Here is a 15,621-nt window from a genome sequence, read left to right as displayed (position 1 = left end):
CTGACGGAGTGTAATATTGTAACATTCTATAGTAACAGCAAGGACGCCGACTCGAAACCCACAAGCATCCCTCGTCCCACCCACCAGTAATGCCTACGGGTGCGATACCGACGGCGTCGCTGTCGGGCGGGATGGATCTACATATCACCCTCGAAAGCGGCCAGTCGTATCTCTGGCGACGCGAGGATGGACGGATGTACGAGAACGCCGATGAGGGCTCACCCTGGTACTACACCGTCGTCGACGGCGACGTGATCCGGGTCCGACAGACGGAGTCGACAATCGACTGGCACGCCAGCACGGATGCAGAGGGACTGGTCAGGGAACTGTTACGGCTCGACGACGATCTGGACGGAATCTTCGGGGCTGCGCCCGACGAGCCGATGCTCGACGAGGCTTACGAGTACGCGAAGGGACTCCGACTCGTCAACGATCCGTCATTCCCCACGCTAATCTCGTTTATTCTCTCCCAGCAGATGCGGGTCGAGCGCATCCACTCGATGACGACGACGCTGGCTCGCGAATACGGTCGAGAGATCGCGTTCGACGGGCGGACGTATCACGCCTTTCCGACGCCCGAGGAACTCGCTGGGGCGACTGAATCAGAGCTCCGCGAGCTCGGACTGGGTTACCGTGCGCCGTACGTGGTACGGACCGCGGAGATGGTTGCAGAGGGCGAGGCCCACCCGAACGAAGCGCTCGGACTCCCCTACGAGGACGCCCGCGAGAGCCTGACGCGGTTCGTCGGCGTCGGTGACAAAGTCGCTGACTGCGTCCTGTTGTTCTCCCTCGACTATCTGGAGGCTGTTCCGCTGGATACGTGGATCAGGACCGCAATCGAAGAGTACTTTCCCGACTGTGATCGCGGCAGCTACGCCGACACCTCCCGGGCGATTCGCCGCCGGTTCGGCGTCGGCGACGGCGACGACTACGCGGGCTACGTCCAGACGTACGTGTTTCACTACCTTCGGACGCGGGAGTAGCACGACCGTACAGGCAGCTATTGCGATGGGGCGGAGCTATCCCTTGATGTTGCACACGGGGAACGTCCGGGCGACTTTATCGCCGATTCCGAGCGCGTCCGAGACCCGGACCACTTCGTCGACGTCTTTGTAGACACCGGGTGCCTCTTCTGCCACTGTTGCTCCGCTCTGGGCTTTCACGTACACCTGCTGGGACTCGCGCAGATCGTCCTGGACGTCGCCGCCCCAGAACTCGTTTTTGGCCTGCGTCCGGGACATGAGACGCCCCGCGCCGTGTGCTGTCGAGCCGAACGTCTCTTCCATCGAGCGGTCGCCACCGCGCAAGACGTAGCTGCCCGCGCCCATGCTGCCGGGGATGATGACCGGCTGGCCGACGTCACGATAGGCCGCCGGAACCTCGGGATGCCCGGCAGGGAACGCTCTGGTCGCCCCCTTCCGGTGGACGTACAGCTCCCGGTCCTCACCGTCGACGGTGTGGGTCTCCTTCTTGGCGATGTTGTGGGCCACGTCGTAGAGCAGTTCCATCTCCATCTGTTCCCACGTCCGGTCGAAAACGCGCTCGAACACCCGCCGCGTGCGGTGCATGATGAGCTGGCGGTTCACCCACGCGAAGTTGATCGCGGCACACATCGCGCCGTAGTACTCCTCGGCGAGTTTCGACCCGGCAGGCGCGGCGGCCAGCTCTTTGTCCGGTAGCTGCTGGAGGAGCCCGCTGTGGGTTTTCTCGATCTTGCGGAGGTAGTCGTTGCAGGTCTGGTGGCCCAGCCCGCGGCTCCCGCAGTGGATCAGGACGACGATCTGGTCCTCGCGGAGATCGAACTCGTCGGCGACGTCCTCGCGGAAGACATCAGTGACGCGCTGGACTTCGAGGAAGTGGTTCCCGCTCCCGAGGCTCCCGATCTGGTTTTTGCCGCGATCTTTCGCCTTCTGTGAGATCGCGGATGGATCGGCGTCGGGGCGACGCCCTTCGTCCTCGCAGGCCAGCAGGTCGGCTTCGACGCCGTAGCCTTCTTCGACGGCCCACTCGACGCCGTTTTCGAGGATGGCTTCGACGGTGTCGATGTCGCTTTCGACGATTCCGCCGCCGCCAAGACCCGATGGAACGTTGGCAAAGAGCGAGTCGACGAGCTCCTCCTCGTGGCCTTTCACGTCCTCGTACGTGAGGTTAGTCGTCATCATTCGAACTCCGCAATTCACGTCATAGCCGACCGCTCCCGGCGAAATACAGCCGCTTTCGGCGTCGAGTGCTCCCACGCCCCCCACGGGAAACCCATACCCCTGGTGGCCGTCGGGCATACAGATCGCGTGTTTGGTCATGCCGGGGAGATGCGTCGCGTTTTTCAGTTGCTGGAGGGTCTTGTCCTCCGAGATCTCGTCGAGCAACTGCTCGCTGGCGAGGACACGCGCCGGCGTGCGCATATCCCCTTCCTGTGGGATCTCCCAGACGTAGTCCCGTACCTTGTGCAGCGTGATGCCATCGGCGTCGTAGGTGGTCATACTCGAACATGCAACGCGGACGGCCCAATAGGTTACGACGTGTTTCGACACTGTGAAGTCGTGGCGAACTGGTGACGCGTTCCGGAGTCACGAAGCAGGTGGTCACGCCACGCTGACCGCCCCGTGATGATTCGTCAGGGCATACGCGAGGCTGGCCGCGGAATCGTATTTGAACCTGTGGGGAATAGCGATCTGTCGAGGGCGCACCTACAACCCGTCGCCCCGGTCCGACATCACCGCCTCGCCGGGACGGGTCATCGCGCCGACGCCGAGTTTTGTGCCAGCGTTGAGGCTCGTGTTGATCCCGGTCTTCACGCCATCGGCGAGGACGACCCCGAGCTTTCGGCGACCTGTGTCGACCTGCTCACCTTTGACCGCCATCTGGACCGGCTTGTTGTCGTGACGGAGATTGGCGACGATGGTTCCTGCCCCGAGGTTCGCGTCGGCACCGATCACCGAGTCGCCCACATATGAAAGGTGGCCGACGCTGGCGTCGTCGAGCAGTATCGAGTTTTTGATCTCGACGCCGTTGCCGACGCGGGCGTTTCTCCCGACCACTGTCGCTCCGCGGACGTAGGCGTTCGGCCCGACGTCAGCCCCGGACTGAATGAGGACCGCCCCCTCGACGTACGCCCCGGAACGGACACAAGCGCCCTCCTCGACGATGACCTCGCCCTGGATCGTCGCGCCGTCCTCGACCGTCCCGTGGATCCGACGCGAGAGGGTATCGAGCAATCGTTCGTTGGCGTCGAGCAGCTCCCACGGTCTTCCCACGTCGAGCCAGCGCCCGCCGTGTTCGACAGCGACGACCGGTCGACTGTCCTCGATCGCGAGTTCGATCGAGTCCGTGATCTCGTACTCGCCGCGCTCGCTGCGTCCCGTCCGGTCGATGTACTCGAAGATCTCCGGTTCGAAGCTGTACAGCCCGAGGTTGGCGAGATTCGAGGGGGGATCGGACGGCTTCTCGACGATCCCAGTTACCCGGTCGCCATCTCGGGAAATGACGCCGTATGCGGTCGGATCATCGACGCGCATCGTGGCAATGGCGCTGGTCTCGGCGTCGGCCAGCTTGGCGACGAGCCCGTCATCGATCATCACATCTCCGTTGAGCGCAAGGAACCGCTCGCTGATGTGTGGTCCAGCTTCTTCGATCGCGTGTGCTGTGCCCCGCTGTTCGGTCTGTTCGACGTACGTAATCGGCTTGCCGAGGTGTTCGTCCCCGAGGTGCGAACGGATCGAGTCTGCCCGATACCCGACAACGAGGACGTAGCCGTCGACGTGTTCGGCAGCGATATCGAGGACGTGCTCGACCAATGGTTTGCCGGCAACCGGAAGCATCGGCTTGGGTCTGGTCGCGGTCAGCGGTCGCATCCGCGTTCCTTCACCTGCGGCGAGAACGACAGCTTTCATCGTTCTATCACCCCAGTTGTGGAGGGCTGGGCGGTCGGGGTCTCTCCGCCGTTGTCTGTGTGAGTCACGGGTGAATGTCCTCGTACTGGTTTGAATACTTTGGCGTGGCAGCGGTGCTGGGTTCGTCAACTCGGTGCCACAGGAACAGCAAAACGATGACCAGCAAGGTTTTTGCGGGCGTGGCGAGCATCCGGAAACGATGACCGAGGACGTCTGTGTGTTGATCCCAACCCTCGACGAGGCCACGACGATCGGTGACGTGATCGATGGGTTTCGATCGGAAGGGTACGAGACGATCCTCGTAATAGATGGCGGATCGACTGATGGAACGCAATCGATCGCACGCGAACACGGAGCTGACGTCCTCGAACAGCGCGGCGATGGGAAAGGCCAGGCTGTGTCGGAAGCCCTCAACCGAATCGAGACCGAGTACGTGCTGCTCGTTGACGGGGACGGGACGTATCGGCCAGGGGACGCCGAGAAAATGCTCGAACCGCTCAGGGAGGGGCGAGCAGAACACGTCATCGGCAACCGGTTTGCGGATATGACACCAGGGGCGATGTCGCGGCTCAACCGGTTCGGTAACCGACTGATCAACCGGACGTTTGCCGCAGTTCATCACCGAGATCTCACCGACGTGCTCAGCGGCTACCGGGCGTTCACCGCAGACTCTGTCCGTCAACTGGACCTTTCGGCTAACGGGTTCGGGATCGAGACTGAACTGGCAGTCGAGTGTGTCCGCCAGGGGATCGACATCGAAGTCGTCCCAATCACGTACGAGCCACGGCCCGATGGCTCGGAAACGAACCTCAATCCGATCCGAGATGGCGCAGTGATCTTCCTCACACTCTATCGACTTGCCAAACTCAACAACCCGATGCTGTACTACGGCTCGATCGGGTTGACGAGCGGTACAGTCGGCGTTGTCCTCGGCCTCTACGTCGGCTACCGCTGGTTCTTCGAGGGGATCAGCCACGAGGTGCTTGCGTTGCTGTCCGCATTTACGATATTGCTGGGAGTCCAGATACTAATGTTCGGTATCCTCTCTGATATGATCGTCACGCTGCACCGGGAACAGCGACGGCGCATCGAGCGGATCGCGGAGGACGACGAGTGAGTACGGTCGGTCTAGAACGGAAGCATCTCGCGGACCTGTGCCAGCAGTCCGACCGACGTCGAGTTCCGTCGCTCCTCGAAGACGGGATACAGGGCATTGAGCAGGTCCTGTTCCGAGTCGAACTCCGAGCGCCCCGTTTCGTCGAGTGCAGTTCGAAGATCGACGGTGAAACCGTGGGTGTTGAACGGGATGGACTCGTTCTGGATGGCGTCGACGATCTCTTCGTCGGTCGCTGGAAACGCCAGATCGGTCTCATCGAGACGGGCGTCGACGGCCGCGATACCGAACTCGATCGCGTCGGGTTCTTCGCTGCCGTTACTCGGTGGGCGGGCTGCCATACCTAACACAGATACGTCCCCCTAAATCAACTCTGTGCTTGCCCGCCGGGAGCTAGTTCGGTCGCAAGGTCTATCGGTATCTCCGGCCAACGTCCGGCCATGACCGAGTACACGACCGTCTCGATCCCGAAGGATCTCGCCGACCGGGTCGACGAGACTATCGAGGGGACGAGCTTTTCGAGCACCAGCGACCTCGTCCGGTTTATGCTCAGAAGTATCGTCATCCAGCACCAGCAACGCGGCGAGCTGACCGAAGCCGAGTTCGAGGTACTCGCAGAACAGTTGAGCGAACTGGGCTATCTGGAGTAACCGTCCTCGAACCCATCCTCGGGCGGGATAGCGTTGAGGATAGTGAGGGATAGCCGCCTGCCCGAGCGATTATACGCCCGAAGGTCCGATCGCTTCCAGGGCGGGACGGCGACCAGCATCACCTCGTGAAGATCGTCTTCGCGCGTCACGTCGTGGGTACCGTCAGGATGTGAGAGGAACCGCCCCTGTGTCTGTCGCGGCGGGATTGTAAAGTCCATCCCGAAGACGACGTTAACTGACCGATCCTGCTGTGGGACGTACAGATCCGTGAACACGGGGGTATCAGGGTCGAGATCCTCGGCCCCGTCGAGGTCGCCAGCGGGAGTCACCGACAGCGCCATACTCAGCGACTCGGGATCCTCCTGGGCGGCATACTCCAGCAACGCATCTACCAGCCCCTCGGTCACGAAGACGTCTGTGTCACGGCTCACTGTATGGTGCTTGAGGGGAACGGCTGTTAACGATACCGCTCCGGACAGCTCAGAACGGCAACATCGAACGCGCCGCGGAGAGGTAGACGCGAGGCATCCGCTTTCGGGACCCGGCGAGTGCGTCCCGCATCGCGGGCGTTGCGTCTTCCAGTACGGGCGTGCCGTGGCCGACGAGGAGCCGCTCTGCGTCGACGTTCTCGAAGGCGTCCCGTGGCGGGGTCCCGCGACGCATCGGGTGGACACCGACGCGCTCGTCCGCGGTAACGAAGTAGCTCGCCCGGCCGAACGATTCGGGAACGACGAGGGTTCCGCTCTCGGCATCGTACAGCGCGATCTCCTTCCAGAACCGGCTCTCGACTACCGGGATGACCTCGAAAGGCGTGCCCTGCAGGGTGTCGCCGAAGCGCTCGATGTCGGCGTCGAGCGCTGTGGCCACGTCGTCCATCGACTCGTGGACGTAGACGGGCACGTCGTGACGCCGCGCGATCGCGGCGCTGTCGCGCTTGTGCCGGTCGAGGAGAACGACGACGCCCGCGACTGGGCCATACTCCGCGACGGCATCGTCCAGTCCATCGGCATCGACCGGATCGACCAGCCAGACCTCCTCGTCGACGACGATCGCGTGACCGGCGCGTTCCATCCCCTCGTCGGGATAGGCAATCCAGCTCATTCCGCCGTCCCACTCGACCGTCTTCTCCAGTTCGGCTTTCCCGCTGGCTTTGATGGGCATCTGTCTGTCGGATACTGGGGAACCGACGCCGATAAACCCTGTCGTCGCGGTCAGTTCTGTAACACTACAGTTATCGAAGTGCTCACTACAAATAATATAGTTAATTACTACACTTTCCGAAGTAAAGCCGTCCTCCGATAGCGGCGAACGACGGGTCGAAAGTAGGGAATATATACACCGGGCCGCTAGCCGAGTCCGTGGCATCGCCCTACGATATCCTCGGCGTGACGCGTGACGCCGACGAGGAGGAGGTGCTTGACGCCTATCGAGAACGAGTCAAGGAGACGCATCCGGACCACGGCGGCTCCGCACGCGCGTTCCAGGCCGTCAAAACGGCCTACGAGCGGATCGAGGCGGGCGAGGTCAGTCCGGTGTCGGTTCACGAGGGACGCGAAGCCGTCGAGGAGACCGACGAGCGTCCGCAGTATCGGGTGGAGTTTCTCAACTACGAGCGACTGGACGAGCACGACTGGAGCCTCGACGACGAGGACCTGTTCGAGAAGGCAGCCGACGCGAATCTGGGGAACGCGGACTACGGTGAGATCACGGTCGAGGAGTCGGAAACGTTGCTCGAAGCCGCCGAGAACGCCGGGCTGGCATGGCCCTTCGCCTGTCGCGGCGGGGCCTGCTCGAACTGTGCGGTCGCGGTGATCGACGGCGAAGTTCCGATCCCGACGAGTCACGTTCTCACCCAGGAGATGATCGACCGCGGAATCCGGCTTTCCTGCATCACGACGCCGGTAACCGAGGACACGCAAGTCGTCTTCAACGTCAAACATATGCCCGCGATGGAGGACCTGCTGCTCTCGGAAAGCCGGTTCAACCGGGCGTACGGAACGGATTAACTACAGGCAGGTGTACGAAACAGACGGAGCTACAGCCGGTCGCGATCGATCTCGACGCCGGGCGGCGTGACGATCAGGAATCCCCGAAAGTGGACCAGTTCGCCGTCCTCGTCGCGCACCTCCCGGGCGAAGCCAGCAGCCAGTTCGTTCACGTCCCCATCCACATTGAGTACAAGGACGTTTCCGTCCAGGACGGTCTGGAGCCACTCCGCGGGATCGGTTGTCCCATCAAGCACGCCCAGCACGACCCGCCCCTCGAGGGACTCGCCGTCTTCCTCGTCCTCTATGTAGTCTTCGACCGACCGGAGATCGAGGTTGAAATCGGACATGTCCCACCCGAGGCACCCCCCCGAGAAAAAACCTTCTCAGTTCTGTGGGAGAAGCGTCTGCTCACTGGCCTGTGGACACGACTCGTGGTGATCCCGAGAACGTATGTCGTCTGACGCCGCTTCGCTGGCGAGCACAGGGTGAACTGCTCCGGGGTCAAGCCCCGAGGCACTCGGCCTGTTCCGCCTGTAGATCCGGATTTGTCATATTTGACGTCCTCTCACCGGGCCGGACTGGCCGAACGAACGATACGCTTATATGTTGGGACGTGATTCGTTGAGATACCATGTCCGACCAACCGTCCATGGATTCGTCCTCTGACACCAGTCAGGGGGGTCGAGTTCTTCCAGGGCACGTTAGATTCCACTGACGAAATTGAGTCAGCACGCGTTTTCGATACCACACTCCGCGACGGAGAGCAGTCACCCCGCACATCGTTCTCGTACGAAGACAAACGCGAGATAGCGGCTGTGCTGGACGAGATGGGCACCCACGTCATCGAGGCCGGGTTCCCCGTCAACTCCGACGCGGAGTTCGAGGCAGTACGTGACATCGCAAAACACACGTCCACGACGACCTGCGGTCTGGCCCGGGTCGTCGACAAGGACATCGAGGCCGCGCTCGACAGCGGCGTCGAGATGGTCCACGTGTTCTCCTCGACGAGCGATGTCCAGATCGAGGATTCGATGCACGCAACCCGCGAGGAAGTAGTAGAGCGTTCGGTCGCCGCCGTGGAGCGAGTCAAGGATGCAGGCGCGATCTGCATGTACTCGCCGATGGACGCGACCCGCACCGACGAGGACTATCTGATCGAGGTAATCGAGGCGGTAACCGAGGCCGGGACCGACTGGATCAACATCCCCGATACCTGCGGCGTGGCGACGCCGCGCCGGTTCTACGACCTGATCAGCACGGTCGTCTCCCACACCGACGCCAACGTCGACGTCCACACCCACGACGACTTCGGGCTGGCGACCGCCAACGCCCTTTCGGGCATCGAGGCGGGCGCAAAACAGGCACAGGTGTCGGTCAACTCGATCGGCGAGCGCGCTGGCAACGCGGCCTACGAGGAGTTCGTGATGGCGATCGAATCGGTGTATCAGGTCGATACCGGCATCGACACGACACGTATCACCGAGCTCTCGCGGCTGGTCGAGGAGAAAAGCGGGATCGACGTGCCGGGCAACAAGCCCGTCGTCGGCGAGAACGCCTTCTCCCACGAGAGCGGTATCCACGCCGCGGGCGTCATCGAGAACTCCGACACGTTCGAGCCGGGCGTCATGACCCCACAGATGGTCGGCGCACACCGCAAGCTGGTGCTGGGTAAACACACCGGCAACCACTCGGTTCGCGAACGGCTGGAAGACGCCGGATTCGCGCCGACCGACGAGGAAGTTCGGGCGCTCACACGTCAGGTGAAAGACCGTGGCGCGGAGAAAGAACGTGTGACGATGGAGATGCTGAAGGAGTTCGCCCACGAGCAGGGCATCAAGCGCACCGAGGAGGTCCGCGCCTGATGACCGCTTCCCGGTTTGCCGGTAGTGACAACCCCGAGCTACCGGTACACGTCGCTCCGACTCACAAGAATTATGTACACGAAGGGCATCAGAAGCGTACTGATGACACGGACCGTCACGGCTGGTGTGCCCGAGGCCGCCAGCACCCGGTCCGTCCGACGTCTTCTCGGTGTGATCGTAGGGGCCTTCTAGCCCCACCACTACTACAGTTTTCGACCCGGCCCGCATCGACCGTAGATCACACAGTCACCGCTCGAACCATGTATCGATCCCGACACCCACGACGACAGTATCGCCAGCCAACCACCACAGCACGGCCAACAGGTGATCGTGCATGAGCGAACCGGCACACGCCGCGGAGATTCCCGAGGACGGTGAAGACGCCAAAGCGGACCAACAGCCCGTCACTACGGGCGCGGAGGCGGTCGTCCGCGCGCTCGAAAACGACGGCGTCGAACACCTCTTTGGCGTTCAGGGCGGGGCGATCATGCCCGTCTACGACGCGCTGTACAGCTCAGAGCAGCTCACCCACGTCACGATGGCCCACGAGCAGGGTGCGGCTCACGCTGCGGACGCCTACGGCGTCGTCGCAAACGACCCTGGTGTCTGTCTTGCGACGTCCGGGCCGGGCGCGACGAACCTCATCACGGGCATCGCGGACGCCTCAATGGACTCCGATCCGTTCGTCGCCCTGACTGGACAGGTCCCGACGAACTTCGTCGGTAACGACGCCTTCCAGGAGACGGATACGACCGGCGTGACCGATCCGATCACGAAACACAACATCTTTGCGGACGACTCCGATACGGTCGGCGACGATGTCGGCTCCGCGCTCGCGCTCTCCCGTGAGGGACGACCCGGTCCGACCCTGGTCGACCTGCCCAAGGATATCACGCTGGGCGAGACCGACGCCGAACCGGGCGAAGCGACGGTTCCGGACACATACGAGTACACCGAGCACGCCGAGCCGGACAGTATCGCGGAAGCCGCACGCGCGATCGAAGCTGCGGAACGGCCCACGATCCTCGCGGGCGGGGGTGTCATCCGGAGCGAGGCCTCCGAGGAACTGTACGAGTTCGCGACGGAGTACGAGATCCCGGTCGTCACGACGATGCCGGGCACCGGCGCGTTCCCGGAGGACCACGAGCTCTCGATGGCGGGCGGCGGAATGCACGGCACCGGCTTCGCCAACATGGCGATGCACCATTCCAGCCTGCTGATCGGTATCGGGACGCGCTTCGACGATCGGCTGACCGGCGGCATCGAGACGTTCGCCCCCGAGGCCGAGGTCGTTCACGTCGATATCGATCCCGCCGAGATCAGCAAGAACGTCCATGCCGACTACCCGCTGATCGGCGACGCGGGGACGGTTATCGAGCAGCTCGACGACGAGATCGAGCACGCGCCCGACGCGGACGAGTGGCGCGAGCAGTGCCAGACGTGGAAAGCGGAGTATCCGATGGATTACCCGGTCCCCGAGGACCGCGCGCTCCAGCCGGAGTTCGTCGTCGAGGCGCTGGACGAGGCCACGAGCGATCGTGCGATCGTCACTACCGGTGTCGGCCAGCACCAGATGTGGGCCTGGCAGTACTGGGACTGGCTGGAACCGCGCACGTTCGTCAGCTCGAACGGTCTGGGAACGATGGGCTACGGCCTGCCCGCGGCGATCGGCGCACGCGTCGCGGCCGACGATGACCAGGAGGTCATCTGTTTCGAGGGCGATGGCTCGTTCCTGATGACGATGCAGGAGCTCTCTGTCGCCGTCCGCGAGAACATGGACATCACCGTCGCCGTGTTGAACAACGAGTACATCGGGATGGTTCGCCAGTGGCAGGACGCCTTCTTCGAGGGGCGTCACGCCGCCTCGGAGTACGGCTGGTGTCCCGAATTCGACAAGCTCGCCGAGGCGTTCGGCGCCCACGGCGAGGCAGTCGAGAACTACGACGAGGTCGCAGACGCCGTCGAGGCCGCAATGGAGTACGACGGCCCGAGTGTCATTGACTTCCGCATCGACCCACAGGCGAACGTCTACCCGATGGTCCCAAGCGGTGGAAACAACGGGAAGTTCGCACTGAACGCAAGCCAGCTGGACGACATCTGACAATGAGCGACGACATCGATTCCAAGGCACTGGAGGGACCGCATCCGAGCGAACGACCGGAGACGTCACGAAGACGCAACCCGCAGGGAATCCGGATCGACCCCGACGCAGAGGCCGAACCGGACACCCGGCAGGTCGTCCTCTCCGCGCTGGTCGCTCACGAACCCGGCGTACTCGCGAACGTCGCCTCGCTGTTCAGCCGGCGCCAGTTCAACATCGAGAGCCTGACCGTCGGCGCGACGACCGACGAGAACCGCGCCCGAATCACGCTCGTCATCGAGGAGCCGGATCCGGGCATCGAGCAGGCCAAAAAACAGCTACAGAAGCTTGTGCCTGTCGTCTCCGTGACCGAGCTGCCGGCCGACGCGACGCGGCGGGATCTGGCCCTGATCAAGGTCGATGGGACCCATCCCGATCAGGTCCAGTCCCTGGCGGAGATGTACGGCGGGCAGGCGGTCGACGCAGGGCAGGAGACCGTCACCGTCGAGATCACGGGAAGCGAGCAAAAGATTGACGCCGCGATCGACGCGTTCGAGCGGTTCGGGATCGTCGAGATCGTCCGGACCGGAACGGCCGCGCTGACCCGCGGCGCAGAACGGACCGCGCCCAACGGACCGCAGATCGCAGAACCGGAAAGCAAAGAAGTGCCGGCCGACGACTAAACACTGAGAGACCTATGGCAGACGAATTTACCACGACAGTATATCGAGACGAAGACGCGGATAGCACGTATATCGAAGACAAGACGGTCGCCGTTCTCGGCTACGGGAGCCAGGGCCACGCACACGCGCTCAACCTGAACGACAGCGGCGTCGACGTGATCGTTGGCCTGCGCGAGGATTCGTCCTCGTGGCCCGAGGCCGAAAGCGAGGGGTTGCGCGTCGAGACGCCCGATGTCGCCGCCGCCGAGGCCGACATCGTGCAGATGCTCGTGCCCGACACGATCCAGCCCGCAGTCTACGAGGCGATAGCCGATGGACTGGAGGCCGGAGATACCTTGCAGTTCGCTCACGGATTCAACATCCACTACGGCCAGATCCGCCCGCCGGAGGACGTCGACGTGACGATGGTCGCTCCGAAGTCCCCCGGCCATCTCGTGCGCCGCACCTATCAGCGCGGCGAGGGTGTTCCGGGTCTGATCGCGGTGTATCAGGACGCGACCGGCGATGCCAAAGAACAGTCGCTGGCCTACGCGGAAGCGATCGGCTGTACCCGTGCGGGCGTCATCGAGACGACGTTCCAGGAGGAGGTCGAAACCGACCTGTTCGGCGAGCAGGCCGTTCTCTGTGGCGGCGTCACGGAGCTGATGAAGATGGGCTACGAGACGCTCGTCGATGCGGGCTACTCCCCGGAGATGGCCTACTTCGAGTGCATGAACGAGATGAAGCTCATCGTCGACCTGATCTACGAGGACGGGCTGATGGGCATGTGGAACTCCGTCTCGGACACCGCCGAGTACGGCGGAATAACCCGCGGCGAGTACGTCGTCGACGACGAGTACGCCCGCGAGGGGATGGAGCAGGTACTCGAAGAGGTACAGAACGGCGAGTTCGCCCGCGAGTGGATCACCGAGAACCAGACGAACCGACCGAGCTACAAACAGCTGCGCGCCGCCGAGGAGGGACACGAGATCGAGGACGTCGGCGGCCGTCTGCGCGAACTGTTCGCGTGGGAAGAACAGCGGGAGGAAGTGCCAGCAGATGACTGACAGCATGCAAGACGTCGATCACACCCACCCGTTCGGGGACGCCAGCGCGGCCCGCTCGTTCGAGCGCGGCCCGACAGTCGTTACCGACGGCGGGTCTCCAGAATCGGACGAGACGAGCGACGGACAGATGGCGGACGTCGATCACGTCCCGCCCCATGGCGAGGGGGCAGCCCCCGCCTTCGAGCGCGGCGGAGACCGGCAGGCTGACGTAGTCACACACGACGAGGGAGTATATAATGAGTGATGGAACGCTGTACGACAAGGTATGGGAGAACCACAAGGTAACGGAGCTGCCGAACGGACAGGATCAGCTGTTCATCGGCCTGCATCTCGTCCACGAGGTGACGAGCCCACAGGCCTTCGGCATGCTGCGCGAACGCGACCTGAACGTCGCGTACCCCGAGCGGACGTTCGCGACGACAGACCACATCGTCCCGACTCAGGAGGAAAAGCGAAAACGACCCCTTGAAGACGAGAAGTCCGAGGAGATGCTCGATGCCCTGGAGACCAACACGGGCGAGAACGGCATCACTTTCTTCGACTTCGAATCGGGCAAGCAGGGAATCACGCACGTCGTCGCGCCCGAACTGGGGCTGAGCCAGCCCGGGATGACTGTCGCCTGTGGTGACAGCCACACGGCGACTCACGGTGCCTTTGGCTCGATCGGCGTGGGAATCGGAACCAGCCAGATCCGCGACGTGCTCGCGACTGGCTGTATCGCCGCCGACAAGCAGAAAGTCCGCCGTATCGAGATCGAGGGGAGTCTCGGCGAGGGCGTCTACGCCAAGGACATCATCCTGAAGATCATCCAGGAGCTGGGCGTTGACGGCGGGGTCGGTCACGTCTACGAGTACGGCGGCCCGGCGATCGAGGAGCTCGATATGGAAGGCCGCCTGGCGATCTGTAACATGTCGATCGAGGGCGGCGCGCGAGCGGGCTATATCAACCCCGACGAAACCACCTACGAGTACCTGCGCGGTCGCGAGTACGTCCCCGAGGGCGAGGCCTTCGACGAACTCGTCGAATACTGGGAGTCGATCAAAAGCGACGCCGACGCCGAATACGACGACGTCGTGACGATCAACGTCGACGACATCGACCCCCTCGTGACCTGGGGGATCAACCCCGGACAGGTCATCGAGGTATCCGAGCCGATCCCGGCTCCCTCGGATCTTCCCACCCAGACAGAACAGGAGGCCGCCGAACAGGCGCTCGATCACATGGAGCTGTCGCCGGGCGACTCGATGCTCGGCTACGACGTCGATGTCGCCTTCCTTGGCACCTGTACGAACGGTCGAGTCTCGGACTTCGAAGTCGCTGCCGACATCATCGAGGGCCAGCAGGTCCCCGACGACGTCTGGGCGCTCGCGGTTCCCGGATCGGAGACCGTCCGCAAGGAGTGTGAGGCCCGCGGTATCGACCAGACGTTCATCGAGGCTGGCTGGGAATGGCGACGTGCTGGCTGTTCGATGTGTCTGGCGATGAACGACGACAAACTCGGTGCCGACGAGGTCTGTGCGTCCTCCTCGAACCGGAACTTCATCGGCCGGCAGGGAGACAAGGACGGGCGGACCGTCCTCATGAGCCCTGCGATGGTCGCCGCCGCGGCGGTAGAGGGTGAAGTTACCGATGCCCGACGGTTCCTGGACGACGGACCGTCGGACGTGCTTGCAGCCGACGACGTCGAGGAGGTGGCAGACTGATGTCGGGTGAGAACCACATCACCGAGGTTTCGGGCACCGGCGTCCCGATCCCCGGCGACGACATCGACACCGATCAGATCCTGCCCGCGCGGTTCATGAAAGAGGTGACCTTCGACAACATGGCCGATTACCTCTTTTACGACGCGCGGCGGGACGACGACGGCGAGTTCAACGACCACCCGCTCAACGAGTTCGAGGGGGCCAACATCGCGGTCGTCAACAAGAACTTCGGCTGTGGCTCCTCCCGCGAGCACGCCCCCCAGGCCATGATGCGCTGGGGCGTCGACGGCGTCGTCGGCGAGACGTTCGCGGAGATCTTCGCGGACAACTGCAAGTCCCTTGGCATCCCCGCCGCGACGGCGGACAAAGAGACCGTGACCGCGCTCCAGGAGTGGATCCGCGAGCACCCGGACGGCGACGTCGAGATCGACGTCGAGGACGAGACCGTCACCTACGGCGAGACCACTGTGGATGTCGATATTGACAGCTCGATGCAAGAAGCGCTCGTCGACGGGATCTGGGACACGACCGCGCTGATGTACTCGAACATGAGCAAGGTCGAGGCGACCGTTGACGGGCTTCCCTACGTCGAATCGGACGAGTGA

17 protein-coding genes are annotated in these 15,621 nt (G+C 63.2%); 11 read left to right on the top strand and 6 right to left on the bottom strand.

The genetic code is table 11. The annotated features are described in order from the left end of the window. Positions 1–89: 89 nt before the first annotated feature. Positions 90–983, top strand: a complete 894-nt coding sequence (locus tag AArcS_RS04220) for a DNA-3-methyladenine glycosylase family protein (protein WP_238479174.1) — start codon at positions 90–92, stop codon at positions 981–983. Between the two features lie 36 nt (positions 984–1,019). Here the strand turns inward: AArcS_RS04220 and AArcS_RS04215 are convergent, their stop codons facing one another. Continuing rightward, complete coding sequence (locus AArcS_RS04215) at positions 1,020–2,480, bottom strand: RtcB family protein (RefSeq protein ID WP_238479173.1); 1,461 nt, start codon at positions 2,478–2,480, stop codon at positions 1,020–1,022. Positions 2,481–2,687: 207 nt separating this feature from the next. Next, entirely contained in the window at positions 2,688–3,890 is a 1,203-nt protein-coding gene (gene glmU, locus AArcS_RS04210; protein ID WP_238479171.1) for a bifunctional sugar-1-phosphate nucleotidylyltransferase/acetyltransferase, read from the bottom strand. Positions 3,891–4,089: 199 nt separating this feature from the next. On the opposite strand from glmU, the gene aglJ reads away from it, so the two are divergent. Next, the gene (gene aglJ, locus AArcS_RS04205; protein ID WP_238479169.1) at positions 4,090–5,007 is read left to right on the top strand and encodes an S-layer glycoprotein N-glycosyltransferase AglJ; all 918 of its coding nucleotides are present in this window, start codon (positions 4,090–4,092) and stop codon (positions 5,005–5,007) included. A gap of 11 nt (positions 5,008–5,018) precedes the next feature. Here aglJ and AArcS_RS04200 read toward each other — a convergent pair whose 3' ends face one another. Next, the gene (locus tag AArcS_RS04200; protein ID WP_238479168.1) at positions 5,019–5,345 is read right to left on the bottom strand and encodes a hypothetical protein; all 327 of its coding nucleotides are present in this window, start codon (positions 5,343–5,345) and stop codon (positions 5,019–5,021) included. 99 nt (positions 5,346–5,444) lie between these two features. Between AArcS_RS04200 and AArcS_RS04195 the strand changes: the two genes are divergently transcribed. After that, positions 5,445–5,654, top strand: coding sequence for a ribbon-helix-helix domain-containing protein (locus AArcS_RS04195; RefSeq protein ID WP_238479167.1), 210 nt, complete (start codon positions 5,445–5,447; stop codon positions 5,652–5,654). Here AArcS_RS04195 and AArcS_RS04190 read toward each other — a convergent pair. Together AArcS_RS04190 and AArcS_RS04185 are read right to left on the bottom strand one after the other, a co-directional pair. After that, positions 5,642–6,085, bottom strand: a complete 444-nt coding sequence (locus AArcS_RS04190; RefSeq protein WP_238479166.1) for a JAB/MPN domain protein-containing protein — start codon at positions 6,083–6,085, stop codon at positions 5,642–5,644. The two genes, AArcS_RS04195 and AArcS_RS04190, sit on opposite strands and share 13 nt — an antisense overlap. Before the next feature lie 49 nt (positions 6,086–6,134). Next, positions 6,135–6,815, bottom strand: coding sequence for a hypothetical protein (locus AArcS_RS04185; protein WP_238479165.1), 681 nt, complete (start codon positions 6,813–6,815; stop codon positions 6,135–6,137). Between the two features lie 197 nt (positions 6,816–7,012). On the opposite strand from AArcS_RS04185, the gene fer reads away from it, so the two are divergent. Further along, a complete protein-coding gene (fer, locus tag AArcS_RS04180; RefSeq protein ID WP_238479164.1) occupies positions 7,013–7,660 on the top strand; it encodes a ferredoxin Fer in 648 nt (215 codons plus the stop codon). A 29-nt stretch (positions 7,661–7,689) separates the two neighbouring features. On the opposite strand, the gene AArcS_RS04175 is transcribed toward fer, so the two are convergent. After that, positions 7,690–7,989, bottom strand: coding sequence for a DUF5779 family protein (locus AArcS_RS04175; RefSeq protein WP_238479163.1), 300 nt, complete (start codon positions 7,987–7,989; stop codon positions 7,690–7,692). Positions 7,990–8,268: 279 nt separating this feature from the next. Here AArcS_RS04175 and AArcS_RS04170 point away from each other — a divergent pair, with 279 nt between their 5' ends. From AArcS_RS04170 to AArcS_RS04140, 7 genes are all read left to right on the top strand, one after another. Beyond that, a complete protein-coding gene (locus AArcS_RS04170) occupies positions 8,269–9,504 on the top strand; it encodes a LeuA family protein (RefSeq protein ID WP_238479975.1) in 1,236 nt (411 codons plus the stop codon). A gap of 334 nt (positions 9,505–9,838) precedes the next feature. Then, positions 9,839–11,605 carry a biosynthetic-type acetolactate synthase large subunit gene (ilvB, locus tag AArcS_RS04165; RefSeq protein ID WP_238479162.1) on the top strand — a complete coding sequence of 589 codons (1,767 nt, stop codon included), beginning with the start codon at positions 9,839–9,841 and terminating at the stop codon, positions 11,603–11,605. Between the two features lie 2 nt (positions 11,606–11,607). Next, a complete protein-coding gene (gene ilvN / locus AArcS_RS04160; protein ID WP_238479161.1) occupies positions 11,608–12,267 on the top strand; it encodes an acetolactate synthase small subunit in 660 nt (219 codons plus the stop codon). A 14-nt stretch (positions 12,268–12,281) separates the two neighbouring features. Further along, entirely contained in the window at positions 12,282–13,313 is a 1,032-nt protein-coding gene (gene ilvC / locus AArcS_RS04155) for a ketol-acid reductoisomerase (RefSeq protein WP_238479160.1), read from the top strand. After that, positions 13,306–13,557: a DUF7989 family protein gene (locus tag AArcS_RS04150; RefSeq protein ID WP_238479159.1), complete on the top strand. Its 252-nt coding sequence runs from the start codon at positions 13,306–13,308 to the stop codon at positions 13,555–13,557. Before ilvC ends, AArcS_RS04150 begins: the two co-directional genes overlap by 8 nt. Then, complete coding sequence (gene leuC, locus AArcS_RS04145) at positions 13,550–15,016, top strand: 3-isopropylmalate dehydratase large subunit (RefSeq protein WP_238479158.1); 1,467 nt, start codon at positions 13,550–13,552, stop codon at positions 15,014–15,016. The genes AArcS_RS04150 and leuC overlap by 8 nt, the downstream gene beginning before the upstream one ends. Next, positions 15,016–15,621, top strand: coding sequence for a 3-isopropylmalate dehydratase small subunit (locus AArcS_RS04140; protein WP_238479157.1), 606 nt, complete (start codon positions 15,016–15,018; stop codon positions 15,619–15,621). Before leuC ends, AArcS_RS04140 begins: the two co-directional genes overlap by 1 nt.

The sequence above is a fragment of the Natranaeroarchaeum sulfidigenes genome (assembly GCF_017094485.1).
In the GTDB taxonomy this organism is placed as follows: Archaea; Halobacteriota; Halobacteria; order Halobacteriales; family Natronoarchaeaceae; genus Natranaeroarchaeum; species Natranaeroarchaeum sulfidigenes.
The sequence above is the reverse complement of the archived record's forward strand: the minus strand, read 5'-3'. Positions and strand labels throughout refer to the sequence as shown.

What these genes read in the sequence shown, in the direction of transcription:
- AArcS_RS04215 (WP_238479173.1), bottom strand. Translation starts at nt 2,480, where the DNA reads ATGACCACCTACGACGCCGATGGCATCACGCTGCACAAGGTACGGGAC.
- ilvB (WP_238479162.1), top strand. Translation starts at nt 9,839, where the DNA reads ATGAGCGAACCGGCACACGCCGCGGAGATTCCCGAGGACGGTGAAGAC.
- AArcS_RS04185 (WP_238479165.1), bottom strand. Translation starts at nt 6,815, where the DNA reads ATGCCCATCAAAGCCAGCGGGAAAGCCGAACTGGAGAAGACGGTCGAG.
- AArcS_RS04220 (WP_238479174.1), top strand. Translation starts at nt 90, where the DNA reads ATGCCTACGGGTGCGATACCGACGGCGTCGCTGTCGGGCGGGATGGAT.
- AArcS_RS04140 (WP_238479157.1), top strand. Translation starts at nt 15,016, where the DNA reads ATGTCGGGTGAGAACCACATCACCGAGGTTTCGGGCACCGGCGTCCCG.
- AArcS_RS04175 (WP_238479163.1), bottom strand. Translation starts at nt 7,989, where the DNA reads ATGTCCGATTTCAACCTCGATCTCCGGTCGGTCGAAGACTACATAGAG.
- leuC (WP_238479158.1), top strand. Translation starts at nt 13,550, where the DNA reads ATGAGTGATGGAACGCTGTACGACAAGGTATGGGAGAACCACAAGGTA.
- AArcS_RS04150 (WP_238479159.1), top strand. Translation starts at nt 13,306, where the DNA reads ATGACTGACAGCATGCAAGACGTCGATCACACCCACCCGTTCGGGGAC.
- AArcS_RS04200 (WP_238479168.1), bottom strand. Translation starts at nt 5,345, where the DNA reads ATGGCAGCCCGCCCACCGAGTAACGGCAGCGAAGAACCCGACGCGATC.
- ilvC (WP_238479160.1), top strand. Translation starts at nt 12,282, where the DNA reads ATGGCAGACGAATTTACCACGACAGTATATCGAGACGAAGACGCGGAT.
- AArcS_RS04195 (WP_238479167.1), top strand. Translation starts at nt 5,445, where the DNA reads ATGACCGAGTACACGACCGTCTCGATCCCGAAGGATCTCGCCGACCGG.
- glmU (WP_238479171.1), bottom strand. Translation starts at nt 3,890, where the DNA reads ATGAAAGCTGTCGTTCTCGCCGCAGGTGAAGGAACGCGGATGCGACCG.
- aglJ (WP_238479169.1), top strand. Translation starts at nt 4,090, where the DNA reads ATGACCGAGGACGTCTGTGTGTTGATCCCAACCCTCGACGAGGCCACG.
- ilvN (WP_238479161.1), top strand. Translation starts at nt 11,608, where the DNA reads ATGAGCGACGACATCGATTCCAAGGCACTGGAGGGACCGCATCCGAGC.